Source organism: Streptomyces sp. CCM_MD2014 (assembly GCF_000772045.1).
GTDB lineage: Bacteria > Actinomycetota > Actinomycetes > Streptomycetales > Streptomycetaceae > Streptomyces > Streptomyces salinarius.
The window spans coordinates 273,694-299,538 of sequence record NZ_CP009754.1; the positions used below are offsets into that span (position 1 = coordinate 273,694).

At 73.6% G+C, this 25,845-nt stretch carries 19 protein-coding genes; 12 read left to right on the forward strand and 7 right to left on the reverse strand.

Features of this window, described 5'->3' with window-relative positions:
* Window positions 1-351: 351 nt before the first annotated feature.
* The 9 genes from NI25_RS01235 (at window position 352) to NI25_RS01275 (ending at window position 12,510) form a co-directional block, all read left to right on the forward strand.
* On the forward strand, window positions 352-1,179 hold the full coding sequence (locus tag NI25_RS01235; RefSeq protein WP_061440624.1) for an endo alpha-1,4 polygalactosaminidase: 828 nt from the start codon (window positions 352-354) through the stop codon (window positions 1,177-1,179).
* A 37-nt stretch (window positions 1,180-1,216) separates the two neighbouring features.
* Window positions 1,217-2,545 (forward strand): ABC transporter substrate-binding protein, encoded by a 1,329-nt coding sequence (locus tag NI25_RS01240; RefSeq protein ID WP_061440625.1) that lies wholly within the window; start codon window positions 1,217-1,219, stop codon window positions 2,543-2,545.
* A 14-nt stretch (window positions 2,546-2,559) separates the two neighbouring features.
* A complete protein-coding gene (locus NI25_RS01245) occupies window positions 2,560-3,510 on the forward strand; it encodes a carbohydrate ABC transporter permease (protein WP_061440626.1) in 951 nt (316 codons plus the stop codon).
* Window positions 3,507-4,394 carry a carbohydrate ABC transporter permease gene (locus NI25_RS01250; RefSeq protein WP_061440627.1) on the forward strand — a complete coding sequence of 296 codons (888 nt, stop codon included), beginning with the start codon at window positions 3,507-3,509 and terminating at the stop codon, window positions 4,392-4,394. Before NI25_RS01245 ends, NI25_RS01250 begins: the two co-directional genes overlap by 4 nt.
* Before the next feature lie 46 nt (window positions 4,395-4,440).
* A complete protein-coding gene (locus NI25_RS01255; RefSeq protein ID WP_061440628.1) occupies window positions 4,441-5,397 on the forward strand; it encodes a carbohydrate kinase family protein in 957 nt (318 codons plus the stop codon).
* The gene (locus tag NI25_RS01260; RefSeq protein WP_061440629.1) at window positions 5,394-6,719 is read left to right on the forward strand and encodes an alpha-glucosidase/alpha-galactosidase; all 1,326 of its coding nucleotides are present in this window, start codon (window positions 5,394-5,396) and stop codon (window positions 6,717-6,719) included. Before NI25_RS01255 ends, NI25_RS01260 begins: the two co-directional genes overlap by 4 nt.
* A gap of 273 nt (window positions 6,720-6,992) precedes the next feature.
* Window positions 6,993-9,659, forward strand: a complete 2,667-nt coding sequence (locus NI25_RS01265; protein ID WP_061440630.1) for a SpoIIE family protein phosphatase — start codon at window positions 6,993-6,995, stop codon at window positions 9,657-9,659.
* Between the two features lie 129 nt (window positions 9,660-9,788).
* Complete coding sequence (locus NI25_RS01270; protein WP_061440631.1) at window positions 9,789-10,955, forward strand: M23 family metallopeptidase; 1,167 nt, start codon at window positions 9,789-9,791, stop codon at window positions 10,953-10,955.
* A 28-nt stretch (window positions 10,956-10,983) separates the two neighbouring features.
* Window positions 10,984-12,510, forward strand: coding sequence for a CYTH and CHAD domain-containing protein (locus NI25_RS01275; RefSeq protein ID WP_061440632.1), 1,527 nt, complete (start codon window positions 10,984-10,986; stop codon window positions 12,508-12,510).
* A gap of 56 nt (window positions 12,511-12,566) precedes the next feature.
* Here the strand turns inward: NI25_RS01275 and NI25_RS01280 are convergent, their stop codons facing one another.
* Window positions 12,567-12,935, reverse strand: a complete 369-nt coding sequence (locus tag NI25_RS01280; RefSeq protein WP_061440633.1) for a hypothetical protein — start codon at window positions 12,933-12,935, stop codon at window positions 12,567-12,569.
* A gap of 210 nt (window positions 12,936-13,145) precedes the next feature.
* Here NI25_RS01280 and NI25_RS01285 point away from each other — a divergent pair, with 210 nt between their 5' ends.
* Window positions 13,146-15,692, forward strand: a complete 2,547-nt coding sequence (locus NI25_RS01285; protein WP_061440634.1) for a discoidin domain-containing protein — start codon at window positions 13,146-13,148, stop codon at window positions 15,690-15,692.
* Between the two features lie 64 nt (window positions 15,693-15,756).
* Here NI25_RS01285 and NI25_RS01290 read toward each other — a convergent pair whose 3' ends face one another.
* The 4 genes from NI25_RS01290 to NI25_RS01305 all read right to left on the reverse strand — a co-directional run bounded on the left by NI25_RS01290 (window position 15,757) and on the right by NI25_RS01305 (window position 21,814).
* On the reverse strand, window positions 15,757-19,131 hold the full coding sequence (locus tag NI25_RS01290) for a pyruvate carboxylase (RefSeq protein WP_061440635.1): 3,375 nt from the start codon (window positions 19,129-19,131) through the stop codon (window positions 15,757-15,759).
* 129 nt (window positions 19,132-19,260) lie between these two features.
* Complete coding sequence (locus NI25_RS01295; RefSeq protein ID WP_061440636.1) at window positions 19,261-20,262, reverse strand: ACP S-malonyltransferase; 1,002 nt, start codon at window positions 20,260-20,262, stop codon at window positions 19,261-19,263.
* Entirely contained in the window at window positions 20,259-21,539 is a 1,281-nt protein-coding gene (locus tag NI25_RS01300) for a beta-ketoacyl-[acyl-carrier-protein] synthase family protein (protein ID WP_061440637.1), read from the reverse strand. The genes NI25_RS01295 and NI25_RS01300 overlap by 4 nt, the downstream gene beginning before the upstream one ends.
* On the reverse strand, window positions 21,536-21,814 hold the full coding sequence (locus NI25_RS01305; protein ID WP_061440638.1) for an acyl carrier protein: 279 nt from the start codon (window positions 21,812-21,814) through the stop codon (window positions 21,536-21,538). Before NI25_RS01305 ends, NI25_RS01300 begins: the two co-directional genes overlap by 4 nt.
* 464 nt (window positions 21,815-22,278) lie before the next feature.
* Here NI25_RS01305 and NI25_RS01310 point away from each other — a divergent pair, with 464 nt between their 5' ends.
* Window positions 22,279-23,154, forward strand: coding sequence for a CAP domain-containing protein (locus NI25_RS01310; RefSeq protein WP_061440639.1), 876 nt, complete (start codon window positions 22,279-22,281; stop codon window positions 23,152-23,154).
* A gap of 30 nt (window positions 23,155-23,184) precedes the next feature.
* On the opposite strand, the gene NI25_RS01315 is transcribed toward NI25_RS01310, so the two are convergent.
* Window positions 23,185-24,513: a sensor histidine kinase gene (locus NI25_RS01315; protein ID WP_061440640.1), complete on the reverse strand. Its 1,329-nt coding sequence runs from the start codon at window positions 24,511-24,513 to the stop codon at window positions 23,185-23,187.
* Window positions 24,510-25,199: a response regulator transcription factor gene (locus NI25_RS01320; RefSeq protein WP_061440641.1), complete on the reverse strand. Its 690-nt coding sequence runs from the start codon at window positions 25,197-25,199 to the stop codon at window positions 24,510-24,512. The genes NI25_RS01315 and NI25_RS01320 overlap by 4 nt, the downstream gene beginning before the upstream one ends.
* Before the next feature lie 36 nt (window positions 25,200-25,235).
* On the opposite strand from NI25_RS01320, the gene NI25_RS39905 reads away from it, so the two are divergent.
* On the forward strand, window positions 25,236-25,814 hold the full coding sequence (locus NI25_RS39905) for a hypothetical protein (protein ID WP_233520667.1): 579 nt from the start codon (window positions 25,236-25,238) through the stop codon (window positions 25,812-25,814).
* Window positions 25,815-25,845: the final 31 nt, after the last annotated feature.

Consider the following 25,845-nt stretch of genomic DNA (forward strand, 5'->3'; position numbering starts at 1 on the left):
GCCCGCCGCGACCACGCGACGCTACCAGCCCCGCCGGGGCCGTGCGATCACGGCTCCCACCTGGCACGCGTCCATCGTTCCCGGACAGCCGGGGGCCGATGCATCGTGATTGATCCTGCATGGAAGAAGCTCCTTCCGATCATCTTCACGCACATGCTCTCTCGCTTCGAACCCTTGACAGGCGCTTGATCCGGTCGATTTACTCCCGATCAACGCCGATGTCGTGTGATCGGCGGCAGAGGTACGCCCAGCCGGTAGCTGGCCTCGCGCCAGAAGCCCGGACTGAGTCGCCAGGACGGCCACGCGCCTCCGAGGCGGGGACGTGCCCACCACCCCTCCGGAGCTCGAACCATGAGCCGTACGCAGGTGCACACCCGTAGAAAGCCGGTGCTGGCGGGCCTGGGCGCCACCGCCGTCCTCGTCACCGCCGCCGCCCTCCTCCCGGGCGGCGCCCGGGCCGAGGCGGCCGCCTACTCCCCGCCCCCCGCCCACGCGGGCTTCGACTACCAGATCGGCGGCGCCTACACCCCGCCGGCCGGCGTGGACGTGGTCAGCCGCGACCACACGGCCTCCCCCGCGCCGGGCCTGTACAACATCTGTTACGTCAACGCCTTCCAGGCCCAGCCCGGCGCCGAGGGCGACTGGGACGACGACCTGTTGCTGCGCGACGCCAACGGCGACGTCGTCTACGACACCGACTGGGGCGAGGCCTTCCTCGACATCCGCACCGCCGACAAGCGCGAGCGCGTCGCCGCGAAGGTCGGCACGTGGATCGACGGCTGCGCGGACAAGGGCTTCCAGGCAGTCGAGCCGGACAACTACGACAGCTACACCCGCGCCGGCGACCTGCTGGACGCCGCGCACGCGCAGGGCCTGATCAGGCTGCTGGCGGAGCGCGCGCACTCCGACGGACTGGCGATCGGTCAGAAGAACACCGTCGAACTGGCCCCGAACCGCGAGGAGAACGGGCTGGACTTCGCCGTCGCCGAGGAGTGCGGCGAGTGGGACGAGTGCGGCGACTACACGGCCGCGTTCGGCGACCGGGTGATCGTCGTCGAGTACACCGCAGAGGGCCTGTCGAAGGCGTGCGCGGGCTTCGGCGACGAGTTGAGCATCGTCCGGCGCGACCTGGACGTGGCGCCGAAGGGCAGCAGCGGCTACGTCCGTGAGACCTGCTGACACCGGCCGACGGCCAGTGAAGTCCTTGGAGGTACAGATGGATGCGGTCCGACGTGCCGCGCGCCCCTCGCGCAGGGGCGTGCTGCGGGCCGGCGGGGGCGCGGCGCTCGCGGCGCTCGCGGGCACCGCGGTGACCGGCTGCGGGGCCGGTACGGACGACGGCGTCGCGGCCGACGGCACGGTCACCGTCGAGATGTGGCACGGTCAGGCGGACACGGCGAAGAAGGCCCTGGAAGGGCTCGTCGCCGACTTCGAGCGGGCCCACCCGAAGATCAGGGTGAAGCTGGGCGGCGGGGTGCTCGCCGACGTGATGCTGCAGAAGGTGACGGCCGCCCTCGCCGCCGGCTCCTACCCGGACATCGCGTACATCTTCGGGTCGGACCTGGCCCGGGTGGCCCGCAGTCCGCAGGTCGTCGACCTCACCGGCACGGTCGGCTCGGGACCCGTGCCGTGGAAGAGCTACTGGGCTGCCTCCAGGGACGCCGTCACGCTCAACGGCAGGGTCAGGGCCGCACCCGCGGTGCTCGACTCGCTCGCCGTGGTCTGCAACAGGAAGCTGTTCCGCGAGGCCGGTCTGCCGCTGCCGAAGGCCGGCTGGACGTGGCAGGACTTCGTCTCCGCGGCCCGCACGCTCACCGAGTCGGGCCGGGGCCGGTTCGGCACCGGCTGGCCGGGCACGGGCGACGAGGACACCGTGTGGCGTCTGTGGCCGCTGATCTGGGACCTGGGCGGCGACGTCGTCGACAGCGGCGGCAAGGGCATCGGCTTCGCCGACACCGGCGCCCGGGCCCTTCAGGTGGTGGCCGAACTGGCCCGGGACAAGAGCGTGTACGTCGATCCCAAGCCCGGCAGCGAGCAGATGTACCAGGTGTTCCAGTCCGGCCGCATGGGCATGGTGGTCACCGGGCCGTGGCAGCTGCCCGACATCGAGACCGCCGGGATCGACTACCACGTCGTCCCCCTGCCCTCCTTCAGCGGGCGCCCGGTCACCATCTCGGGGCCGGACACCTGGACGGTGTTCGACAACGGCGAGGCCCGGTCGAAGGCCGCCCGCACCTTCCTGGCCTGGCTGGCCCGGCCCGAGCAGGACGTGCGCTGGGACATCGAGGCCGGCAGCCTCCCGCTCAGCCGCCGCACCGAGGCCCTGTCCGCCTGGCAGGACAAGGTCGCCCGCACCGAGGGCCTGAACGTGTTCACCAAGGCGTTGGAGACGGCGCGCGTGCGCCCCGTCCACCCGGCGTACCCGGAGGTCTCGCAGGCGCTGGGGCAGGCGGTCGTCGCCGTGCTCCTGGGGCGCAGCACCCCCGAGAAGGCGCTGCGGGCCTGCGCCGACGACGCCAACGCCGCCCTGCTCATACCGCGTTGAGGAGCCACACCGCCATGCCGCGCCTCCCCCGCCCCATCACCGTCGAGGGTCCGCCGCCGGACCCACGGCCGCTGCGCCGCAAGCGCCGCCGCGAGACCGGCACCGCCTGGGCGTTCGTCTCACCGGCGGTCCTGATCGTCCTCGGTCTGAGCATCGTGCCGGTCGTCTGGTCGCTGCTGCTGTCCTTCCAGGCCAGCGACCTGGTGACGCCCAGCCGCTGGGTCGGCCTGGACAACTACCGCGCCCTCGCCCAGGACCCGAACTTCAGCCAGGCGGTCCGCAACACCCTGCTCTACACCGTCCTGTACGTGCCGCTGAGCCTGCTGTTCGGCCTGGCCCTCGCCCTGGTCCTGAACCGGCGCATCCGCCTCGTCGGCCTCTACCGCACCCTGATCTTCGTGCCGTTCGTGCTGTCGGCGACCGCGCAGGGCGTGCTGTTCTCCTTCATCCTGGACCCGGAGTTCGGCGCGGCCAACTCGGTGCTGCACCGCCTCGGCGTCTCCTCGCAGGGCTTCCTGTCCGATCCCTCCCAGGCGCTGCTCGTGCTGGTGGCGATCACGCTGTGGAGCGGGACCGGGTTCTGCGTCGTGGTCTACCTCGCCGCCCTCCAGGACGTGCCGCAGTCGCTGATCGAGGCGGCCCGTCTCGACGGCGCCGGCCGCCGGCACCTGCTGCGCCATGTCACGCTGCCCACGCTCACCCCCGTCACCGTCTTCCTGGTGCTCTGGCAGGCCATCCAGTCCCTCCAGGTCTTCGACCTCGTGTACGTCACCACCAAGGGCGGCCCGCTCGGCTCGACGACGGTGGTCGTCTACTTCATCTGGGAGCAGGCCTTCAAGAACGCCACCGCCGGGTACGGGGCGTCGGCCGCGTACGTCCTGGCCGTCGCCCTCGCTCTGGTCGCGGGGGCCGTCCGTCTCGTCCGGCGTCGGGGACGCCACCGTCTCGAAGGGGCCCGATCATGACGGCGACCTCCGCCCGGCCGGGCGCGAGCACTGTGGCGACACGGCCCGCCGTCGCCGAACGGCGCCGCCCCCGGCTCCCGTTCAGCCCCTGGCACCTGCTGCTCGCCCCGCTCGCGCTGGTCTTCGCGGTGCCGCTGGTGTGGCTGGTGCTCAGCTCCGTGATGAGCAACGCGGAGATCAACCGGTTCCCGCCGGCCCTGTGGCCGTCCGGCATCGACCTCGGCGGCTACCGGTACGTGCTGGGCAACGCCATGTTCCCGCGCTGGTTCGTCAACTCGCTGATCGTCTCCGCCGTCACGGTCGCCGCGAACCTCGTCCTCGGCTCGCTGGCCGGGTACGCCTTCGCCCGGATGCGGTTCGCGGGCTCCCGGGTGCTCATGGGGCTGATGCTGGCCACCATGGCGGTGCCCTTCCAGCTGACGATGATCCCGACGTTCCTGGTGATGAAGAAGCTCGGCCTCATCGACACCCTGGGCGCGCTGATCGTGCCGTCGCTGGTCACGCCGTTCGCGGTGTTCCTGCTGCGGCAGTTCTTCCTCTCACTGCCCAGGGAGCTGGAGGAGGCCGCCTGGATCGACGGCTGTTCCCGGCTGCGGGTGCTGTGGCGGATCGTGCTGCCGCTGTCGCGTCCGGCGCTGGCCACGGTGGCCGTCCTGACCTTCCTGACCACGTGGAACGACCTGACCTGGCCCCTGATCGCCATCAACCACGACACGCAGTACACGCTGCAACTGGGGCTGACCACGTTCCAGGGGCAGCACCACACCCAGTGGGCGGCCGTGATGGCGGGCAACGTCATCACCGTGCTGCCGGTCCTGCTCGCCTTCCTCGGCGCGCAGAAGACCTTCATCCAGTCGATCACCTCCAGCGGACTCAAGGGCTGACCTCCCGCCCGTCGTCCGCCGTCCACCCTCACTCCAGGGAAGACCCATGCCGCACAGCCTCGACCTGCTCGTCGTCGGCGACGCCAATCCCGACGTCGTCGTGGGGCCCCTCGACGCCCCCCTCGCCTTCGGACAACGCGAGCAACTCGTCCCGGACGGCGCCCTCACGCTCGGCGGCTCCGCCGCGATCATGGCGTGCGGCGCGGCCCGCCTCGGTCTGCGGGTGGCGTTCGCCGGCCGCGTGGGCGACGACGACGCCGGCCGCTACGTCCGCGACACCCTCGACGCGCACGGGGTCGACACCGGTGCCCTGCTCGTCGATCCGCGGCTGCCGACGCCGCTCACCGTCGTCCTCACCCGGGCCGACGACCGTGCCATCGTCACCGCCCCGGGCACGCTCCCGGCCACGACGGCCGCGGACGTCCCGGCCGCGCTGCTCACCGCCGCCCGGCACGTGCACGCGGCGTCGTACTTCCTGCTGCCCGCGCTCGCCGCCGGCCTGCCCGAACTGCTGCGCACGGCGCGCTCGCACGGTGCGACGACGTCGCTGGACACCAACGACGATCCCTCCGGCCACTGGGACCCGTCCGGCCTGGACGCCGTACTCCCGCACACCGACTACCTGCTGCCCAACGCTGCCGAGGCACGGCGGCTGGCCGGGCTCGACGGCCCGGACCTCGGGAAGGCCGCCGCCGCGCTCGCCGACCGGGGGCCGACGGTCGTCGTCAAGAACGGCGCCGAGGGCGCCCTGTGCCACGACGGGCACACCCTGCTCACCACGCCCGGCATCCCGGCCCTGCCCGTGGACACGGTGGGCGCCGGCGACAGTTTCGACGCCGGGTTCGTGGCCGCGCTCCTCGCGGGGCTCGCCCTGCCCGAGGCCCTCGAACTCGCCGCCGTCTGCGGCGCGCTGTCCACCCGCGCGCACGGCGGCACCACCGCCCAGCCCACCTGGGGCGAAGCGTTCGCCCAGGTCACCCGCAACGGAGAGAACCCCGCATGAGCACCGCCCACCCGACCGCACCCAAGATCACCTTCGTCGGAGCCGGCAGCGTCGTCTTCACCCAGGGTCTGCTCGCCGACCTCTTCGCGTTCGACGAGCTGAAGTCCACGCACATCGCGCTGCACGACATCGACGCCGAGCGCCTGGCCACCGCGCGGGCGGCCGCCGAGTACATCGCCGCCGAACGCGGCGCGCGGCCCCGCGTCACCGCGCACGCGGACCGCCGCGAGGCCCTGGCCGGTGCCGACTTCGTCATCAACATCGTGCAGGTCGGCATGGGCGAGGCGACCCGCACCGACTTCGAGGTGCCGGCCCGCTACGGACTGCGCCAGACCATCGGCGACACCCTCGGCGTCGGCGGCATCTTCCGCGCGCTGCGCACCTTCCCGCTGCTCAAGGCGCTCGGGCAGGACATCGCCGAGGTCTGTCCGGACGCCTGGCTGCTGAACTACACCAACCCGATGGCCATGAACGTCCAGTACCTCGCCGAGGCCACCGGTCTGACGCGGGTGGTGGGCCTGTGCCACTCGGTCTACTGGACGGTCCAGGGCCTGTGCGAACTGCTGGAGGTCCCCTACGAGGAGGTCACCTACCGGGCCGCGGGCGTCAACCACCAGGCGTGGGTGCTGCGTCTGGAGCACGGCGGCGAGGACCTCCATCCGCGTCTCGACGCCCTCGTCGCCGAGGACCCGCAGCTGCGCCGCCGGGTCCGCATGGACATGTACCGGCGCCTCGGCCACTACCCGACGGAGACCAGCGAGCACTCCAGCGAGTACGTGCCCTGGTACCTGCACCACGACAGCGAGATCGAGCGGCTGCGGCTGCCCGTCGGCGCCTACCTGGGCATCGTGGACGAGAACGTGGCCGAGTACGAGCGCACCCGCGACGCGCTGGCCTGCGGGGCGCCGCTCACGGTCGAGGGCACCATGGAGTACGCGCCCCAGATCATCCACAGCATCGTGACCGGCACGCCCCGCACGGTCTACGGCAACGTGCCGAACCACGGCCTGATCGAGAACCTGCCCGCCCGTGGCACCGTCGAGGTGCCGTGCCTGGTCGACTCCGCGGGCATCCAGCCCACCCGGATCGGGGCGCTGCCCCCGCAGCTGGCGGCCCTGAACCGGGCCTACCTCAGTACCACCGATCTGGTGGTGCGGGCGGCCGTGGAGGACGACCCGCGGCACATCCGGCACGCGGCCATGGCCGACCCGGCGACGGCGGCGACGCTCAAGGTCGAGGAGATCTGGGAGCTGTGCGACGACATGGTCCGCGCCCACGGGGACCGGCTTCAGCCGGGGCTGCGGGGCGCGCTCGCCCGCTGAGCCGGCCGTCGCGCGGGGCGGCCTGGTGCGGCCCCGCGTACGGGGGAGAACGCGGGGCCGCACCAGCAAGCTATCGGAGTAACCGGCCGCCTGCCAGACCCGGCGCCGTACCGCGCACCGTCAACTCCCTCCCCCGGCCGCGACTCGGCCCCTCTGCCCCGCCTTCCACCGGGCGCCCGTCACCCGACCGGCGGACAGGAGCGCCGGCGGGAGCGGGACGCGCCGGGACGGCGCGCGCTGCGGGGCGGGCCGGGACGGGCACAGACTGGGGTCATGGGTTGCTCCGATCCGCCGTCGGCAGCGGTGTCACGGCGTTTTCCCGACGGGCCGACGAGCGTGGTGGCGGCCCGCCGGTTCGTGCGTGCCGCACTGGACGGTGCCGCCTCGGACCTGGTGGCCACGGCCGAGCTGCTGGTCAGCGAGCTGGTCACCAATGCGGTGCTGCACGCGCGCACCGAGGTGGAGGTGAGCGTGGCACGCCTCGACGGCCGGGTGCGGGTGCGGGTCGGGGACCGGCGGCCCGGCCGTGGACTCGTGCCGCAGCGCCTTACGCCGTACGCCGGTACGGGACAGGGTCTGGCTCTGGTGGAGCAGTTGGCCTCACGGTACGGGGCGGACGGCGGTGACGCGGGCAAGACGGTGTGGTTCGAGCTGTGGCACGACGGTCCTCCGCCGCCGTCGTCCGGGTGGGAGACCGCCGTGCCGCCGCGGGCGGCCGAACGGACGGTGACGCTGGTCGACGTGCCGACCGCCCTGGAGTCGGCGTGCCGGCAGCACCGGCACGTGGTGCTGCGCGAGCTGACCCTCGCCGCGTCCGCGGGAGACCTCCTGGGGGCAGCGCCCGAGGACCTCGCGGCCGCCAACGACGTCAACAACGTGATCAGTGCCGGTGTGACGGCCGCGCTGGAGGCGCCGCCTTCCGAGTCGGGGCTGCGCACCCTGTCCCTCTTGCTGCCGCCCGACGCCGGGCCCGCGGTGCGATCGCTGCGCCGCGTACTCGACCTGGCCGAGGAGCGGGCGCGGGAGGAACGGCTGCTGGCTCTGCCGGAGCTCCCCCGCGGCCGCGCCTTCCGGGAGTGGCTCTTCGACGAGATCGCCGGGCAGCTGACCGGGGCGCCGCCCGCCGCCTGGACCGTGGTCCCCCGCGAGCCGGAGATCAGCTCCGCCGAGCTCGTGCCGTGGGACGTCGGCCAGGTGCGGGCCAGCAGGATGCCGACCATCGCCGCCGACGAGGGCAACCGGATCGTCGCGGCCAACGGGGCGGCGGCCGACCTGCTGGGCTGGGGGCCGGACGACCTCGTCGGCCGCCGCCTGACCACCCTCATCCCCGAGCACCTGCGCGAGCGGCACACCGCCGCGTTCACCTCGATGCTGCTCACCGGCCGCACCCGCATCGTGGGACGCTCCGTGCCGCTTCCCGCGCTGCACCGCAGCGGACGGCTGGTGCCGGTCCGGCTGTACATCCAGACCCAGGAGACGGCCGACGGCCGCACCGTCTTCGTCGCCCAGCTCGTCCCGCGGGCGACCACGTTCCTCGACGGGCCGAGGACTCCCGGCAGGATCAGGGAGGCGGCGACCGGGGAGCCCGACGGCGGCCGGTCACCCGGCGTCCCGGAGGCCGGCCCCCGGGCGGCCGGTGCGCGGGGCGGCATGTCGGCGCTCGACCGGCTCACCCTCCTGGCCGAGTTGGGGGCGCAGCTCAACAACACGCTCGACCTGGACGAGGGGCTGCAGCGGGCGGGCCGGCTGCTGACGGAGCGCCTGGCCGACTGGTGCGTGGTGGACCTGTACACCACCGACGCGCGGGTGGACCGGGCCTGCGTCGTCCACCGTGACCCCCGCGCCCTGCGCCCGGGGGCGTACGAGGGAGCGCTGGCTGAAGTCTCCGAGGAGTCGCGCGGCCCGCTGGCCCGGGTGCTGCGCGGCGCCGGACCGCTCCTGCTCACGGGCCCTCCGCAGCCGGGCCGGACCGAGAGCGCGCTGGACCGGACGTACGTCGAACTGTTCCGGGAACTGCGGGCGGGCAGCGCCGTCGTCGCTCCGCTGCGGGCCCGCCGCCGGATCTTCGGGGCTCTCACCCTGGCGCGCGCGCCCGGCGGCCGGCCGTTCACGGAGGACGACCTGACACTCGTCGACGACCTGGTGCACAGTCTCGCGCTGGGGGTGGACAACGCCCGCCTGTACCAGGACACCCGCTCCATCGCCGAACGGCTCCAGCGTTCGCTGCTGCCGGCGCTGCCGGAGGTCGCAGGGCTGCGGATGGCCGCTCGCTACGCCGCCTCCTCGACCACCGCGCAGGTCGGCGGGGACTGGTACGACAGTTTCGTGCTGCCCGGCGGGAACACCGCGGTGATCATCGGTGACGTCACGGGGCACGATCTGGACGCGGCCATCGCGATGAGCCAGTTGCGCAGCATGCTCCGGGGCATCGCCGTGGACCGCGAGGAGCCGCCCGCCGAGGTGCTGCGCCGACTGGACCTGGCCAACCACAGCCTCCACCGGGAGGCCACCGGCACCTGCGTCTACGGCCTGGTCAAGGGGCCGGCGCACGGCCCCTGGGAGCTGACGCACTCCTCCGCCGGCCATCTGCCGCCACTGCTGGTCACCCGGGACGGCCGGGCCCGCTACCTCGACGGCGGCGCGGGACTGCTGCTCGGCATGGACCCCGACGCGGCCCGTGGCACGGCGCGTGACGCGCTGCCCGCCCACTCGACGCTGCTGCTGTACACCGACGGCCTCGTCGAGCGTCGCGACGAGCCCCTGGACGACGCGCTGGAGCGGTTGCGCCGGCACGCCGCCGACCTGGCCCACGAGCCCCTGGACGTGTTCTGCGACGAGCTGCTCATCGGCCTGGGGGCGGACAGCGCGGACGACATCGCGGTCCTCGCCGTCCGCCCCACACCGCCCTCGTCCGGGCACGACGCACCGGCCGAGGGGTGACGTTCGCGGCGCCGGGCGCCGCCCGGCCTGCCCGTTCGGGCATCTCCTTGTGCCTCGTAGGCTCCTGACGCCTGCGGGCGGGCGGCGTTAACGTCCCCTCGTGAGCATCACGTCCCGGCGAGCGGCCAGGTGAACGACGAGCGGCTGACCGTGGCGCGGGCGGCCGACGACACGGGCGGGCCACGGCCGGCACCGCACCGGCCCGGTCGGCCGGACCAGCCGGTCCCGCACGAACAGCCGGAGCGACCCCGCGGACGCAAGCGCCGTGGGCCGGGTCCGGTCACCCTGTTGCTGCTGCCGGCTCTCGTGACCGTCACCGGGGTGGCCGCCTTCCTCGCGCTGGGCGGGCTGCCGAGCCCGGGACCCGACGACGACTCCGCCACGGACCCGTCCGCCGCTGTCGACATCGACCCCTCGTACATCCCCTGGCTGCGCAAGGCGGCCTCGGCCTGCACCGTCCTCGAGCCGTCCGTGCTCGCCGCGCAGATCGACCAGCTCTCGGGCTGGAGCGACGACTCCGACGACCTCTCCGGGCAGAAGGGCATCGCCGCCTTCACCGACGACGAGTGGCGGGCCTGGGGCAAGGACGACGACGGCAACGGCCGGTCCTCGCCGCGCGACCCGGCGGACGCCATCATGGCGCTGGGCCGCCGGGACTGCTCGCTGGCCGGGAAGGTGACCGAACTGCGCACCGAGGGCAGGATCAACGGCGACCTGGTGGAACTGACGCTGGCCGCGTACGCCGTGGGAGAGGACGCCGTGACGGAGGCGGGGCGCGTACCGTCGGCGGCGAAGACGTACCTCGACGAGGTCCAGTCCCTGCTGCCCCGTTACGAGGCACTCGACCGGGAGGACTCCGGCGGCGGTGCGGGCGGGGCGGCCGGCGCCCTGCTGACCGCGCCGGTCAGCCCGCTCACCATCACCTCGCCCTTCGGGTCGCGGGAGCACCCGCTGACGGGGGTGACCAAGCTGCACACCGGCGTGGACTTCGCCGCGCCGCAGGGCGCGCAGGTCGTGGCGGCACGGCGGGGCCGGGTCGTGTTCGCCGCGCTCACCAGCGCGTACGGCAACCGCGTCGTGATCGACCACGGGACCATCCAGGGCAAGCGGGTGGAGACGACCTACAGTCACCTCTCCTCCCTGGGCGTGGCCGTGGGGCAGACCGTGGAGGCCGGGGCCCCGGTCGGACGGGTCGGCTCCACCGGCCTGTCCACCGGCCCGCACCTGCATTTCGAGGTCATCCTCGACGGGTACTACACGGATCCGCGCCCCTGGGTCGTGCCGAACGGGGTTTGATCCGGCGGATCGTGCCGAAGGACTGAGCATGACCCAGTCGAAGCGCGAGATTGAGCGGAAGTACGAGCCGCCCTCCGGCGGCGTCGCCGGGCTGCCCGACCTCACCGGCGTCGGGCCCGTCGCCTCGGTCACCACGGCCGGGCCCGAGGAACTCGACGCGGTGTACCACGACACCGAGGATCTGCGGCTCGCCGGGGCCTCGGCCACGTTGCGCCGTCGTACGGGCGGTCCGGACGCGGGCTGGCACCTGAAGCTGCCCCTGGGCGGGGACACCCGGGAGGAGGTGTGGGCTCCGCTCTCGGACGAGGTGCCGGAGTCGCTGCGCGAGCTGGCCCTGTCCCGTACGCGGGGCGCCGAGCTGCGTCCGGTCGTACGCATCCGGTCCACCCGGACGGTGCGGCAGTTGCGCGACGCGGAAGGCAGGGTGCTCGCCGAGCTGAGCCTCGACGAGGTGCGCGCGGACGCGGCGGCGTCGGGCGGTGGGCGTGCCGAGTGGGGCGAACTGGAGGTCGAACTCGCCGAGGGGGTCCACGCCGGGCTGCTGGATGTCGTCGAGAAGAAGCTGCGGAAGAGGGGAATCGTCCGCGCCGACAGCCCGTCCAAGCTCGTCCGGGCGCTGCGGGAGACGGGAGCGGAGGCGGGGGCGGAGCGCTGCCCGGAGGTGGTGGCCGGGTCTCCCGGCGCGTATGTGCTCGCGTACGTGCGGGAGCAGGCCGGCAGGCTGGTGTCGCTGGACCCGGCGGTCCGCGGTGACCTGCCCGACGCCGTGCATCGGATGCGCGTCCCGTGTCGACGGCTGCGCGGTTGCCTGCGCTCCTACCGGTCGGTGCTCGACCGGCGGGTCACCGATCCCGTGCGCGCGGAGCTGCGCTGGCTGGCGGGTGAGTTGGGAGTGGCGCGCGACCAGGAGGTGCTGGGCGAACGGATCGGCGCCGCGCTGGACCGGCTGCCGGACGAACTCGTGCTGGGTCCCGTCGCCGCCCGGCTGCGCGTCTGGGAGGTGTCCCACGGCGGCGAGGTGCGGTCCCGTACGCGGGAGGCTCTGGCCACGTCCCGTTATCTGCGCCTCCTGGACGCGCTGGACGCCCTGGTCCGGCAACCGCCCCTGCGGGCCGGGGCCGCTCGGAAGCCCGCCCGTACGATGGCCCGGGCGGTGCTCAAGGAGTACGGCCGTCTCGCCGGACGGATGGAGCTCGCACTGGCGCAGCCTGCGGGCCGGTCGCGGGAGACGGCGCTGCACGAGGCCCGCAAGGCCGCCAAGAAGCTCCGCTACGCGGCCGAGGTGGCGCGTCCCGCGCTCGGCAAGTCGGTCGCCCGCCTCGGCGAGCGCGCCAAGGCGGTGCAACTGCTGCTCGGCGAGCACCAGGACGCGGTGGTCGCCCAGGACATGCTGCGTGAGCTGGCGGTGGCCGCCCACGGGGCGGGGGAGTCCGCGTTCACCTGGGGGCTGCTGCACGGTCTGGAGCGAGCGGGGGCCGAGGCCCGGCAGCGGGAACTGCCCGAGGTGTGGCGGGCGGCGGCGGACCCGGCGCTGCGGGCGCCGCTCGGACACTGATGCGCGGTCGCGCCCCGCGTGAGACGGCCCTTCGCGCGCGTGCGGACGGTCCGCTCTCACGCCGCGCGCGCCCGCCGGGGCAGCGCGTGCAGCGGCGCCGCCGGGGTGCGGGTGGCGCTGACCCGGTAGGTGATCCGGTCCGGGTCGGCGAGCGGCTCGCCGAGTGTCGTCCGGCCCGCGGCGTGCAGCGCGTCGCACACCGCGGTCGGCAGCGCGACGTAGCAGCCGCCCCGGCCGGTGCCGGAGTCCAGGGGACGCCAGTAGCTGTATCTGCGCCGTCCGTCCGCCCGCACGGTGACGAAGACGGGTGTGCGCGCGTCGGTGACGATGCGCAGGACCTCGGCCTCGGCGGCACCGAGCGGGGCGGGGCGCCGCGCTCCGCGGAGGTCGGTGGTGTGCGGACGGGCGGCGGCGGTGAGCGGCATCGGCTGTGGCCTTTCCAGGTCAGTGACTCGAGAACGCCTACCCGGTCCGGCCGGTGTTGATCTCGATGGACCGCATTCTTCAGTACGGCACTGACAACTCCTGTCCGGAGTCTTGCCGGATCGATGGCTCACCACTTAAATCACACCTTGAACTAAGTCGCTGCGCAGCGCGATCGACCGGTCCTGTCCGCATCCTCAGAAAGCACTCGCATGAGACTGAGATCCTTGGGTGTCGCGCTCGCCGCCACGGCGGCGCTCGTCACCCTTCCCGCCCCGATGACGGCCACCGCGGCCGACACCCCCCTCTCCCAGGGCCGGACGGCCACGTCGTCGTCGGCAGAGAACGCCGCGACGCCGTCCGGCAACGCCGTCGACGGCGACGCGACCACCCGGTGGTCGTCGGCAGCGAGCGACGACGAATGGCTCCAGGTCGACCTCGGCACCACCGCCTCCGTCACCCGTGTGGTGCTCGACTGGGAGGCGGCCTACGGCAAGGATTACAAGATCCAGCTCTCCCAGGACGGGAGCGCCTGGACCGACGCGAAGACGGTCACCGGCGGCGACGGCGGCACCGACACGCTCGACGTCTCGGGGCAGGGCCGCTACGTCCGCATGCAGGGCGTCCACCGGGCCACGCCCTGGGGCTACTCCCTGTGGGAGTTCCAGGTCTTCGGCACCACCGGCGGCACCGCGCCGGGCGGCTCGTGCGACAGCGCCAATGCCGCTCAGGGCAGGCCCGCCTCCGCCTCCTCCGTCGAGAACGCAGGGACGCCCGCCGCCGCGGCCTTCGACGGCGACCCCGGCACCCGCTGGTCCAGCCAGGCCTCCGACCCCCAGTGGGTGCGGGTCGACCTCGGCGCCGTACGGGACCTGTGCGAGGTGGACCTGAACTGGGAGGCCGCGTACGCCGAGGACTTCCGGATCGAGGCGTCCCCGGACGGGCAGAACTGGCAGACGCTCAAGAGCGTCACGGGCGCGACCGGGGGCAAGTCCTCCTACGCCGTCAGCGGTTCCGGCCGCTACGTCCGCGTCCTCGGCACGGCCCGCGCCACCGGCTACGGCTACTCGCTGTGGGAGGTCGCCGTGCACACCGGCACCACCGGCACTCCCCCGGTCGAGGGCGGCGGCGACCTGGGTCCGAACGTCATCGTCGTGGACCCCTCCACGCCGAACCTCCAGCAGAAGTTCGACCAGGTCTTCGCCCAGCAGGAGTCCAACCAGTTCGGCAGCGGGCGCTACCAGTTCCTGCTGAAGCCGGGCACGTACAACGGGATCAACGCGCAGATCGGCTTCTACACCTCGATCTCCGGTCTGGGCCTCAACCCGGACGACACGCAGATCAACGGTGACGTCACCGTGGACGCGGGCTGGTTCAACGGCAACGCGACGCAGAACTTCTGGCGTTCGGCCGAGAACCTCGCCATCACACCGTCCAACGGCACCGACCGCTGGGCCGTCGCCCAGGCGGCCCCCTTCCGCCGGATCCACGTCAAGGGCGGTCTCAACCTCGCCCCCAACGGCTACGGCTGGGCCTCCGGCGGCTACATCGCCGACTCGAAGATCGACGGCACCGTCGGCCCCTACTCCCAGCAGCAGTGGTACACCCGGGACAGCTCGGTCGGCGGCTGGACCAACGGGGTCTGGAACATGACGTTCACGGGCGTCGAGGGGGCGCCGGCCGGCAACTTCGAGACCGGCCCGTACACCACGCTCGACACCACTCCGATCTCGCGCGAGAAGCCGTTCCTCTACCTGGACGGCGACGAGTACAAGGTGCGGGTGCCCGCCAAGCGGACCAACGCGCGCGGTGTCTCCTGGCCCGCCAACGCGGGCGGCACCTCGCTGCCGCTGAGCCGGTTCTACGTCGTCAAGCCCGGCGCGACGGCGGCGACCATCAACGCCGCGCTCGACCAGGGACTCAACCTGCTGTTCACGCCCGGCGTCTACCACATCGACCAGACCATCGAGGTCGACCGGGCGAACACCGTCGTGCTGGGCCTCGGTCTGGCCACGATCATCCCGGACGGCGGCGTCGACGCCATGCACGTGGCCGACGTCGACGGCGTACGGCTCGCGGGCTTCCTCATCGACGCGGGCCCGGTGAACTCCGACACGCTGCTGCGGATCGGGACGCCGGGCGGGAACGCCGACCACTCCGCCAACCCCACGACCATGCAGGACGTCTTCATCCGCGTCGGCGGTGCGGGACCGGGCAAGGCCACGGACTCCGTGGTGATCGAGAGCGACGACGTGCTGGTCGACCACACCTGGATCTGGCGGGCCGACCACGGCGAGGGCGTCGGCTGGGAGACCAACCGGGCCGACTACGGCCTGCGGGTCAACGGCGACGACGTGCTCGCGACGGGGCTGTTCGTCGAGCACTTCAACAAGTACGACGTGTACTGGAGCGGGGAGCGGGGGCGGACCGTCTTCTTCCAGAACGAGAAGGCCTACGACGCCCCGAACGAGGCCGCCATCACCCACGACGGCATCGTCGGCTACGCGGCCTACAAGGTCGCCGACTCGGTGGACGTGCACGAAGCGGTGGCCCTGGGCAGCTACTGCAACTTCACCGCCGACCCGAGCATCGTCCAGCACCACGGATTCCAGGTGCCGGTCAAGCCGGGGATCAGGATGCGCAACCTCCAGGTGATCTCGCTCGGCGGCATGGGCCAGTACCGCCATGTCGTCAACGACACCGGCGCGGCCACGTCGGGGACGGACACCGTGCCGTCCAAGGTCGTCCAGTTCCCCTGAGACGACGACGCGCCCCGCAGCGGTGCGGGGCGCGTCGCCCGTCGGGCCGAAGGGCCCGGGTCCCTCAGGCGAGTTGGACGAGGAGGTCGCCGCCCTCGACCTGCTGGATGCGGTTGATGGCGAGCCTGGTCACCTTTCCGGACTTCGGCGCGGTGATGGACGCCTCCATCTTCATCGCCTCGATGGTGGCCACGGTCGCCCCGGCCTCCACCTCGTCGCCCTCGGCGACGGCGAGGGTCACCACGCCGGCGAACGGCGCCGCGACGTGGCAGGGGTTCGTCCGGTCGGCCTTCTCCGTCACCGGGACGTCGGTGGCCGCCGACCGGTCGCGGACCTGGATCGGGCGGAGCTGACCGTTCAGGGTGGCCATCACGGTCCGCATGCCGCGCTCGTCGGCGTCGCCGACCGCCTGCAGTTCGATGAGGAGCCGCACGCCGGGGTCGAGGTCGACCGTGTACTCCTTGCCCGGGCGCAGCCCGTAGAAGAAGTCCTTGCTGTCGAGGACGCCGGTGTCGCCGAACGAGGCCCGATGGGTCTCGAACTCGCGGGCCGGGCCCGGGAAGAGCAGCCGGTTGAGTGTCGCCCGGCGGTCCTTCTCCAGGCCGGTGCGGTCGTCCTCGGACAGGTCGGCGAGCGGCTTGGCCTCGCCGCGGCCCCGCAGTGCCTTGGTGCGGAACGGCTCGGGCCAGCCGCCGGGCGGGGTGCCCAGCTCTCCGCGGAGGAAGCCGACGACGGAGTCGGGGATGTCGAACCGGTCCGGTTCCGCCTCGAAGTCCGCCGGGGAGACTCCGGCGCCCACCAGGTGCAGGGCGAGGTCGCCGACGACCTTGGAGGACGGGGTGACCTTCACCAGGCGGCCCAGCATCCGGTCGGCGGCGGCGTACATGGCCTCGATGTCCTCGAAGCGGTCGCCGAGGCCGAGCGCGATGGCCTGGGTGCGCAGGTTGGAGAGCTGGCCGCCGGGGATCTCGTGGTGGTAGACGCGGCCGGTCGGGGAGGCCAGGCCCGCCTCGAAGGGGGCGTAGACCTTGCGGACGCTCTCCCAGTAGGGCTCCAGGTCGCCGACGGCCTGGAGGTCGAGGCCGGTGGGCCGCTCGGTGTGGTCGGTGGCGGCCACGATGGCCGACAGAGAGGGCTGCGAGGTGGTCCCGGCCATGGACGCCACCGCTCCGTCGACGGCGTCCGCGCCGGCCTGGATCGCGGCCAGGTAGGTGGCGAGCTGGCCGCCGGTGGTGTCGTGGGTGTGCAGGTGCACCGGCAGGTCGAACTCCCGGCGCAGCGCGGACACCAGGGTCGCGGCGGCCGGGGCGCGCAGCAGTCCGGCCATGTCCTTGACCGCCAGCACATGGGCACCGGCGTTCACGATCTGCTCGGCGAGCCGCAGGTAGTAGTCGAGGGTGTAGAGCCGCTCGGACGGGTCGGAGAGGTCGGCGGTGTAGCAGAGCGCGACCTCGGCGACGGCGGTCCCGGTCTGCCGTACGGCCTCGATGGCGGGCCGCATCTGCTCGACGTCGTTGAGCGCGTCGAAGATGCGGAAGACGTCGATGCCGGTGGCGGCGGCCTCCTGCACGAAGGCGTCGGTCACCTCGGTGGGGTACGGGGTGTAGCCCACGGTGTTGCGTCCGCGCAGCAGCATCTGGAGGCAGATGTTGGGCACCGCCTCGCGCAGGGCGGCCAGCCGCTCCCACGGGTCCTCGGCGAGGAAGCGCAGCGCGACGTCGTAGGTGGCGCCGCCCCAGCACTCCAGGGACAGCAGCTGGGGCAGGGTGCGGGCGACGACGGGCGCCACGGCGAGCATGTCCTTGGTGCGCACCCGGGTGGCGAGCAGCGACTGGTGGGCGTCGCGGAAGGTGGTGTCGGTGACGCCGATGGTGGGCGACTCCCGCAGCCGGCGGGCGAAGCCCTCCGGACCCAGCTCGGTGAGCAACTGGCGCGAACCGGCCGGGGGTTCACCGGCGGGCACGGCCGGCAGCTTGGTCAGCGGGTCGATCAGCTCGGGGCGTTCGCCGTGCGGCTTGTTGACGGTGACGTCGGCGAGGTAGGTCAGCAGCTTGGTGCCGCGGTCGGCGGAGTGCCGGGCGGTGAGCAGGTGCGGGCGCTGCTCGATGAACGAGGTGGTGACCCGGCCCGCCTGGAAGTCGGGGTCGTCCAGGACCGCCTGGAGGAACGGGATGTTGGTGGCGACGCCGCGGATGCGGAACTCGGCGACCGCGCGCCGGGCCCGGTTCACGGCGGTGGTGAAGTCCCGTCCCCGGCAGGAGAGCTTGACCAGCATCGAGTCGAAGTGCGCGCTGATCTCCGTACCGGCGTGGGTGGTGCCGCCGTCGAGCCGGATGCCGGAGCCGCCGGGCGAGCGGTAGGCGCTGATGCGGCCGGTGTCCGGGCGGAAGCCGTTGGCCGGGTCCTCGGTGGTGATGCGGCACTGCAGGGCCGCGCCGCGCAGGGTGATGTTCTCCTGGGCGAGTCCGAGGTCGGCGAGCGTCTCGCCGGCGGCGATGCGCAGCTGGGACTGGACCAGGTCGACGTCGGTGACCTCCTCGGTGACCGTGTGCTCGACCTGGATGCGCGGGTTCATCTCGATGAAGACGTGGTTGCCGTCGCGGTCGACGAGGAACTCCACGGTGCCCGCGTTGCGGTAGCCGATCTGCCGGGCGAAGTTCACCGCGTCGGCGCAGATCCGCTCCCGCAGGGCCGGATCGAGGTTCGGCGCGGGCGCCAGCTCGATGACCTTCTGGTGGCGGCGCTGCACCGAGCAGTCCCGCTCGAAGAGGTGGATGACGTCGCCCTCTCCGTCGGCGAGGATCTGCACCTCGATGTGACGGGGTTCGACGACCGCCTTCTCCAGGAAGACCGTGGGGTCGCCGAAGGCGGAGGCGGCCTCGCGGGAGGCGGCCTCGATGGCCTCGCGCAGCTGGGCGGGTTCCTCGACGCGGCGCATGCCGCGCCCGCCGCCGCCCGCGACGGCCTTGACGAACACGGGGAAGCCGACCTCGTCGGCGGCGCGCACGAGTTCGTCCACGTCGGTGGAGGGCGCCGAGGAGCCGAGCACCGGCACGCCGGCCTCGCGGGCGGCGGCCACGGCACGGGCCTTGTTGCCGGTCAGCTCGAGGATGTGGGCGCTGGGCCCGACGAAGGTGATTCCGGCCTCTTCGCAGGCGCGGGCGAGTTCGGGGTTCTCGGACAGGAACCCGTAGCCCGGGTAGACGGCGTCGGCCCCCGCTCGGCGCGCGGCGCGGACGATCTCCTCCACGGAGAGATACGCGCGCACCGGATGCCCCTGCTCCCCGATCTCGTAGGCCTCGTCGGCCTTGAGCCGGTGCAGCGAGTTGCGGTCCTCGTGCGGGAAGACGGCGACGGTGCGCGCGCCGAGCTCGTAGCCCGCACGGAACGCACGGATCGCGATCTCACCGCGGTTGGCGACCAGCACCTTGCGGAACATTCTTGATCCCTTCAGCCTGCCGGGTGACGAGACCATGGTGTCGGCGCCGTCCTCGGTACGCCATGTGAGCCGGGCCACTCCCGGCTCCCTCATGTACGCGCGCCGTCGCCGTCGGGTCAAGGGCCTTCGTCACGGCAGGGCGGTGGCGAGGCGGCGGCGGATGCGGTCGAGGCCGGCCGGTGTGCGGGAGGGGGCGGCGGTGGTGCAGCCGGGCAGGCCGGCCTTGGCGAGGGTGCTCAGCAGGGCCCGGGGGCCGCTGTCGAGGTAGGTGGTGAACCCGGCCCGGCGCATCGCGTGCAGCGTGCGGGGGAGCGCGAGCGGCTCGGTGAGGTGGGCGGCCGCCACGGTGCGCAGGTGGGCCGGGGTACGGGCGGGCCCCGCCGTGGTGGCCGTGTACACGGCGAGGGCGGGCGGGGCGACGGGCTGCGCCCGCAGGAGGCGCCGGAAGGCCTGGTGGACCTCGGTGAGCAGCGGATGGTGGTAGGCGGTACGGCTGGTCAGCGGGGTGGCGCGGCGGCCGAGCGCCAGGGCGGTGCGCCGGACGGCGGCCAACTGGTCGTCGGGACCGGCCAGGACGGTCTGCCCCGGGGCGTTGCTGGCGGCGATGCGCACCTGCGGCAGGTCCTCGGCGCTCAGCAGGTCCGCCGCCTGCTCGACGGTGAGGTCGGTGGCCAGCAGGCCCGCCGCGGGCAGCGCGGCCTCGCGCAGCAGCCGGTCGCGGACGTGCAGCAGCCGGACCCCCTGTTCCAGGGTGACGGCGCCGGCCACGGTGAGCGCGGCGAGGTCGCCCATGCTGTGACCGAGCACCGCGTGGACGGGCGGTACGCCGAGGTCGAGCAGGACGGTGGCGCAGGCGACCACCGCGGCGTAGGTGGCCAGGTCGAAGCCCAGGGGGTCGGTGCGCACGAGGCGGCCGGGTTCGGGTGCCGCGGGGTCGGTGAGGAGGCCGGCGACGGACGCCCGGGGGCCGCCGAGTGCGGTGCTGTGGGTGTCCACCGTCCGCAGCACCCGGGCGACGGAGGGGACTTCGCCCAGATGGCGCAGGGCGCCGGGGAGGTAGGCCCCCTGGCCGGGGCACATCAGCACGGTGCGCGGTGTGCCGCCGGCGGGGGCCGGGAGGCCGTCCCTCATGAGGCGAAGGCGAGCGCCACGTTGTGCCCGCCGAAGCCCATGCTCGTGGTGATGGCCGCGAGCGGCCCGGAGGGCAGTGCCGCGGGGCTGCGGCCGACGACGTTCAGGCCGATCTCCGGGTCCACCCGTTCGAGAGTGCACGCGGGCGGTGCGGCCTTGTCCCGCAGGGCGAGGACGGTGAGGACCGCCTCGATGGCTCCGGCGGCACCGAGGGTGTGCCCGAACGCGGCCTTGGTGGCGCTGACCGCGATGTCGTCCACTCCCTTGGCGAAGACGCTGTGCAGCGCCTGCGCCTCGCCGAGGTCGCCGAGCGGCGTCGAGGTGGCGTGGGCGTTGATGTGCTGGACCTGCTCCGGGGCCAGCCCCGCGTCGCGCAGCGCGGCGTCGACCGCGGCCGCGCAGCCGGTTCCGCCGGGTGCCGGCTGGGCCACGTGGTGGCTGTCGTTGGTGATGCCGGCGCCGGTCAGCCGGCCGTGGACGCGGGCGCCGCGGGCCGCGGCGTGCCGGGCGCTCTCGACCACGAGCAGGCCGGCACCCTCCCCCATCACGAAGCCGTCCCGGTCGGCGTCGAAGGGCCTGGAGGCCCCCTTGGGGTCGTCGTGGCGCCGGGAGAGGGCCCGCAGCCGCGCGAACCCGGCCAGGGCCAGCGGATGCAGTGCCGCCTCGGCGCCGCCGGCGACCACGATGTCGGCGCGGCCGTCCCGGATCATGCCGAGGGCCTGGGCGAGGGCCTCGGCCCCGGAGGCGCAGGCGCTGACCGGGGCGTGCACTCCGGCCCTGGCGCCGACCATCAGCCCCACTTCGGCGGCCGGGTGGTTGGGCAGCATGACCGGGATGGCGCGGGGGCTCACCCGTCCGGGACCCTGCGTCCGCAGGCGGCGGTTCTGCTCGAGGATGCTGGTGAGTCCGCCCAGCCCCACCCCGACGACCACGGCCACGCGCGCGCCGTCCGCCGCGAGGGCCGACACGTCGGCGAACCCCGCGTCGCGCACGGCCTCCCGGGCCGCGACGAGGGCGAACTGCGCCGCGCGGTCGCAGTGCGCCGCCTTGGCGGGCGGCAGAACGCTCCCGGGGTCGACGGCGGCCGGGGCCGCGAGGTACTCCTGCGCGGGCCCGTCCGGCTCCCCGAAGTCGACCCGCTCGACGCCGCACACGCCGTCCAGCAGGGCCCGCCAGGTGGTGGGTACGTCCCCGCCCAGCGAGGTGGTCAGTCCGAGCCCGGTGACGACGGCGGCCCGCTCCTCGGGGTCCGGACCGGCCGCGTGCCGTGGGCTCACGCGGTGCCGCCCGCGGGGGCGGCGACGGCTTGGGCGAGGTGGGCGGCGATCTGCCGCACCGTCGTGAGCTGTTCCGCCTGCTCCTGGGGCACCTCGATCTGCCAGCGGTCCTCGATGGCGGCCACCAGTTCCAGCCGGGCCAGCGAGTCGACGCCCAGGTCGTCCTGGAGGGAGGAGTCGGGGTCGATCTCCTCCACGGTCAGGTCCTCGACCGTGGCGGCCAGCAGGTCACGTACTTCGTCGAGCAGCTGTGGTTCGTCGGCGGTGGACGGCATGTCCGGTTCCTCCTCGGTCGGTGCACGGTGCGCCCGGAAGCGGTGGGCGGGAGGACCCGGCCCCTGGGCGCACCGGTGGTGTCCGGCCGTCTGCCGGTTGCACGCCGACAGGCTGTCCGGCCGTCCGGGGCGGCAATCGCCGGGGCGGGGGTGACGGCGGAGCGTCGGGGGCACGTCCGGGTCCTCCCGTGGGCACCCGTGTCCTTCTTTCACTGTGAAGCGCCCCGCCGTGGACCGAGGGTGGCGGACGGCGGGTGCGTAAGGGGCGAGCGGGGGTGCCGTACTTCCTCAACGGACTTTGGCGGCTCTTTTAAGGCTTTCTGAAGATGACCTTCGAACTGCCGTTTCCACGCCGGTCCCGTCCTAGGCTCTCGAACACCCCCCACAGTCCCGGTGGGCGCACTCGCGTCCACCGGGTACAGGGGGACTCCGTCAGCCGACCGACAAGCCGAGGTGTCCTGCGCATGGGTTCCCGCCGAGCCGCTCGCCCGTCCCGCTCCCACGCCCGTCCCCGCGGCGGACTCAGGGCCCGGGGTACCGCGCTGGCCCTCGGCGCCGTCACCCTGACGGCGGGCGTCGGGATCACGCTGGCCGTCACCGACGGCGAGGACGGCGGGGCCTCGGACCGGGTCACCGCGAACGCCGCCGGCCAGGAACCGAACGCCGAGGACGCGGCGGGCGGAGCGGCGCCGCTCGCGCCCACGTCGGCGAGCCCGAGCGCCACGGCGAGCGGCTCCCCGAGCGAGAGCGCCGAGCCGGAGAGGAAGCCGGAGAAGACGGCGAGCCCGACGACCAGCGCCGCCAAGGCTCCGGCACCGGCCTCCAAGGCTCCCGTCAAGGTCACCACGAAGAGCGCCGGCGACGGGTCGGGCGGCAACGGCGCGTCCGGCGGGGGCAGCGGCTCGGGGGCGGGCGGCGGATCGGGCACCGGGTCCGGCTCGGGCTCCGGCGCGACCGGTGGGGCCGAGGCGCAGGTCCTGGCGCTGGTGAACGAGGAGCGGGCCGCGGCGGGCTGCTCGCCGGTCACCGCGAACGACAGGCTGACCCGGGCGGCGGACGACTACAGCGACGTCATGGCGAGCAGCGGTGTGATGTCCCACACGGGCCCCGACGGCTCCACCATGGCGAGCCGCGTCGAGGCCGCCGGCTACCGGTGGTCGACGCTGGGCGAGAACATAGCCCGTGGCCAGGCGGACGCCGCCTCGGTGATGGACTCCTGGATGAACAGCCCCGGCCACCGCGCGAACATACTCAACTGCTCCTTCAAGGAGCTGGGCGTCGGCGTCCACTTCGGCGACGGCGGCCCCTGGTGGACGCAGGACTTCGGCACCGGCCGCTGACCCCGGTCGGCCGGGGCCGCCCACGGCTCCTCAGCGTGTACCGCCGCCGGGTACACGCGCTTGCGCCAGCGCGAACGACACGGTCACCCGCGCTCCCCCGAGCGGCGCGCGGGCGATCGTCAGTTCGCCGTCCGCCGTACGGGCAGCCCGGGCCACGATGTCGAGGCCGAGCCCGGTGGAACCGCCGACGCTGACGCCCCGGGTGAGTGCCGCCTCCGGATCCGCCACCCCGGGCCCGGCGTCGTCGACGGTGAGGTGCACGTGCCTCTCCCGCCGTTCCACGCGCACGAGGAAGCGGGTGCCCTGCGGGGTGTGCCGGAAGACGTTGCCGATCAGGGCGTCGACGACGGCGGCGAGGTCGTCCTCGGGGAAGGCGACGGGCGTCGGCCGCGGGGTGAGGGAGCGCTCGAACGGACGCTGCTGCTGGGCGGCGAGGACCGACCAGAAGTCCAGGCGCATGGCGACCACCTCGGCGACGTCGCACGGTTTCGCCGTGCCCGGCCCGGACCCGGCGAGCTGCGCCGACGCCAGGGGCGTGCGCGCCGCCGCGATGATCGAGTCCAGCTCGCGCTCGAGCTGCCCGGCCGCCTCCGTGACCCGCTGCGCGCTCGGCGTCGCGCCCATCCGGTCGGCCTCCAGGTAGAGGGCGGTCAGCGGGGTTCGCAGCCGGTGCGAGAGGTCGGCGACCAGTTCGCGTTCGACGGCGAGCAGGTCGACGACCCGGTCCGCCATGGTGTTGAACGCCGCTCCCGCCTCCTGCAGCTCGGGCGGACCGTCCGGTTCCACCCGTACGCCGAGGTCGCCGGAGCCGAGGGCGAGCGAGGCCCGCTTCAGGCCCCGGGAGGACCGGACCACGCGGGCGCCGAGCCGGTCGGCGACCAGCACCGAGCCGCCCACCAGGCCGACGGCGAGCAGGGCCATCACGCCCCAGGAGGCCGCGACGCCCCGGGTGAGGTCCGCGGCGGGCACGTACGCCTCGACGACCGCGACCCGCTCGCCCCGCAGGACGACGGGCTGGAGGTAGGCCCAGCCGTCGGGGGTGTCGACGGCGAGGGTCTCGCGCCCCCGTACGGCGCGGTCGAGCGCCTCCTCGGACGCGTGGGGTGTCCCGACGAAGGTGCCGTCGGGCAGCCGTACGACCAGTTGGTCGGAGGAGCCGAGTTCCGCGACGGCCTGCTGGACGTCGGCACGCCGGGTGGTGAGGGCGAGCACCGGCGAGAGGGCCGCGGCGCGCTGTTCGGCGGCGGTGGTGACCCGGTCGCGGGCCTGTTCGCGGACGAGGAGGGCGAGCGGGATGAGGAACGACAGGGCCACCATGGACGTGACGGCCAGGGCGATCCCGGCGAGGGCTCGTCTCATGGCGCGCTGACCAGCTTGATGCCGATACCCCGCACGGTGTGGAGGTAGCGGGGCTTTCGCGGCTTCTCGCCCATTTTGCGGCGGAGTGCGGAGAGATGGACGTCGACCGTCTGGTCCTCCACGTACGGCTGCTGCCACACCTCGGTGAGGATGCGCTGCCTCGAGATGACCTGGTCGGCGTTGGCGGCCAGGTAGGCGAGCAGGTCGAACTCGCGCCGGGTGAGGCCGAGTTCCCGGCCGTCGAGGTGGGCGGTGCGCGCGGTGGGGTCGATGCGGAGGTCGGCGACCCGGAGGACGGGCGGCCGTGCGGCGGGGAGGTCGGCGGGCGCGGAACGGCGCAGCACGGCGGCGAGCCGGGCCGCGAGCTGACCGCCGGAGAACGGCTTGACCAGGTAGTCGTCGGCCCCGGCGTTGAGCAGCCTGATGATCTCGGACTCCTCGTCCCGGGCGGTGGCGACCAGCACCGGGACGCGGGATATCCCCCGGATCATCCTGAGCACGTCGAGTCCGTCGAGGTCGGGCAGCCCGAGGTCGAGCACGACGATGTCCGGCGGGCTCTGGGTGATGTCGCGCAGCGCCTCGAAACCCTGGTGTGCGGTCTTCACCGCGTAGCCGTGTCCGGTGAGGACCTCGATCAGCGCGGCCCGGATCACAGGGTCGTCCTCGACGACAAGTACGGAGGCCATGGGCAGGCACGTTAGCCGGTCCGTCACTATGGTGTCGTGTCCCGCCTCCTGCGCTACCTGATCATCTGGCTGTCCTGCACGGCGGCCAGTGTCACGGCCGTCATCATCACGATCCACTTCGTGGTGGGCTCGACCCGGCCGACCGCACCGGTCGCGCAGACGGCACCGAAGGAGCTCCCGGCCTCGCCCAGGCCGACCGTGTCCAAAACGGTGACGGCCACTCCCAGCCCGTCGCCCACCAGCCGGGCACCCCGCCCGACGCCGTCCCGTACCAGCGAGGAGCCGCCCGGGCCTGCGCCGACCCCCACGCCGACGCCGAGCGCCCGCACCACTCCCCCGCGGTCTCCCGGGAGCGGGGACGGCGACCCGGGGTGCGAGGAGGGCGGTGCGGGCGTCTACACGGTGCCGTCCGAGGGCGGCAAGGCGACCGTGCGGTTCGGCGGCGGCGGGGTCTGCCTGATCTCGGCGGTGCCGGACCAGGGCTTCACGGTGAGCACGGAGCAGAGCTCGCCGCAGACGCTGAAGGTGACGTTCGCGGCGAGCCGTCACCGTTCGGAGATCACCGCGACGACGCAGCCGCAGAGCCGGGCCGACGTCCGTGAGGTGTCCTGGTGACGTTCCTCACCCTCGCCCTGCTCTCCTCGCC

What these genes read in the sequence shown, in the direction of transcription:
- NI25_RS01235 (WP_061440624.1), top strand. Translation starts at nt 352, where the DNA reads ATGAGCCGTACGCAGGTGCACACCCGTAGAAAGCCGGTGCTGGCGGGC.
- NI25_RS01265 (WP_061440630.1), top strand. Translation starts at nt 6,993, where the DNA reads ATGGGTTGCTCCGATCCGCCGTCGGCAGCGGTGTCACGGCGTTTTCCC.
- NI25_RS01240 (WP_061440625.1), top strand. Translation starts at nt 1,217, where the DNA reads ATGGATGCGGTCCGACGTGCCGCGCGCCCCTCGCGCAGGGGCGTGCTG.
- NI25_RS01280 (WP_061440633.1), bottom strand. Translation starts at nt 12,935, where the DNA reads ATGCCGCTCACCGCCGCCGCCCGTCCGCACACCACCGACCTCCGCGGA.
- NI25_RS01250 (WP_061440627.1), top strand. Translation starts at nt 3,507, where the DNA reads ATGACGGCGACCTCCGCCCGGCCGGGCGCGAGCACTGTGGCGACACGG.
- NI25_RS01260 (WP_061440629.1), top strand. Translation starts at nt 5,394, where the DNA reads ATGAGCACCGCCCACCCGACCGCACCCAAGATCACCTTCGTCGGAGCC.
- NI25_RS01310 (WP_061440639.1), top strand. Translation starts at nt 22,279, where the DNA reads ATGGGTTCCCGCCGAGCCGCTCGCCCGTCCCGCTCCCACGCCCGTCCC.
- NI25_RS01245 (WP_061440626.1), top strand. Translation starts at nt 2,560, where the DNA reads ATGCCGCGCCTCCCCCGCCCCATCACCGTCGAGGGTCCGCCGCCGGAC.
- NI25_RS01255 (WP_061440628.1), top strand. Translation starts at nt 4,441, where the DNA reads ATGCCGCACAGCCTCGACCTGCTCGTCGTCGGCGACGCCAATCCCGAC.
- NI25_RS01315 (WP_061440640.1), bottom strand. Translation starts at nt 24,513, where the DNA reads ATGAGACGAGCCCTCGCCGGGATCGCCCTGGCCGTCACGTCCATGGTG.
- NI25_RS01320 (WP_061440641.1), bottom strand. Translation starts at nt 25,199, where the DNA reads ATGGCCTCCGTACTTGTCGTCGAGGACGACCCTGTGATCCGGGCCGCG.
- NI25_RS01285 (WP_061440634.1), top strand. Translation starts at nt 13,146, where the DNA reads ATGAGACTGAGATCCTTGGGTGTCGCGCTCGCCGCCACGGCGGCGCTC.
- NI25_RS01295 (WP_061440636.1), bottom strand. Translation starts at nt 20,262, where the DNA reads ATGAGGGACGGCCTCCCGGCCCCCGCCGGCGGCACACCGCGCACCGTG.
- NI25_RS01275 (WP_061440632.1), top strand. Translation starts at nt 10,984, where the DNA reads ATGACCCAGTCGAAGCGCGAGATTGAGCGGAAGTACGAGCCGCCCTCC.
- NI25_RS01305 (WP_061440638.1), bottom strand. Translation starts at nt 21,814, where the DNA reads ATGCCGTCCACCGCCGACGAACCACAGCTGCTCGACGAAGTACGTGAC.
- NI25_RS01290 (WP_061440635.1), bottom strand. Translation starts at nt 19,131, where the DNA reads ATGTTCCGCAAGGTGCTGGTCGCCAACCGCGGTGAGATCGCGATCCGT.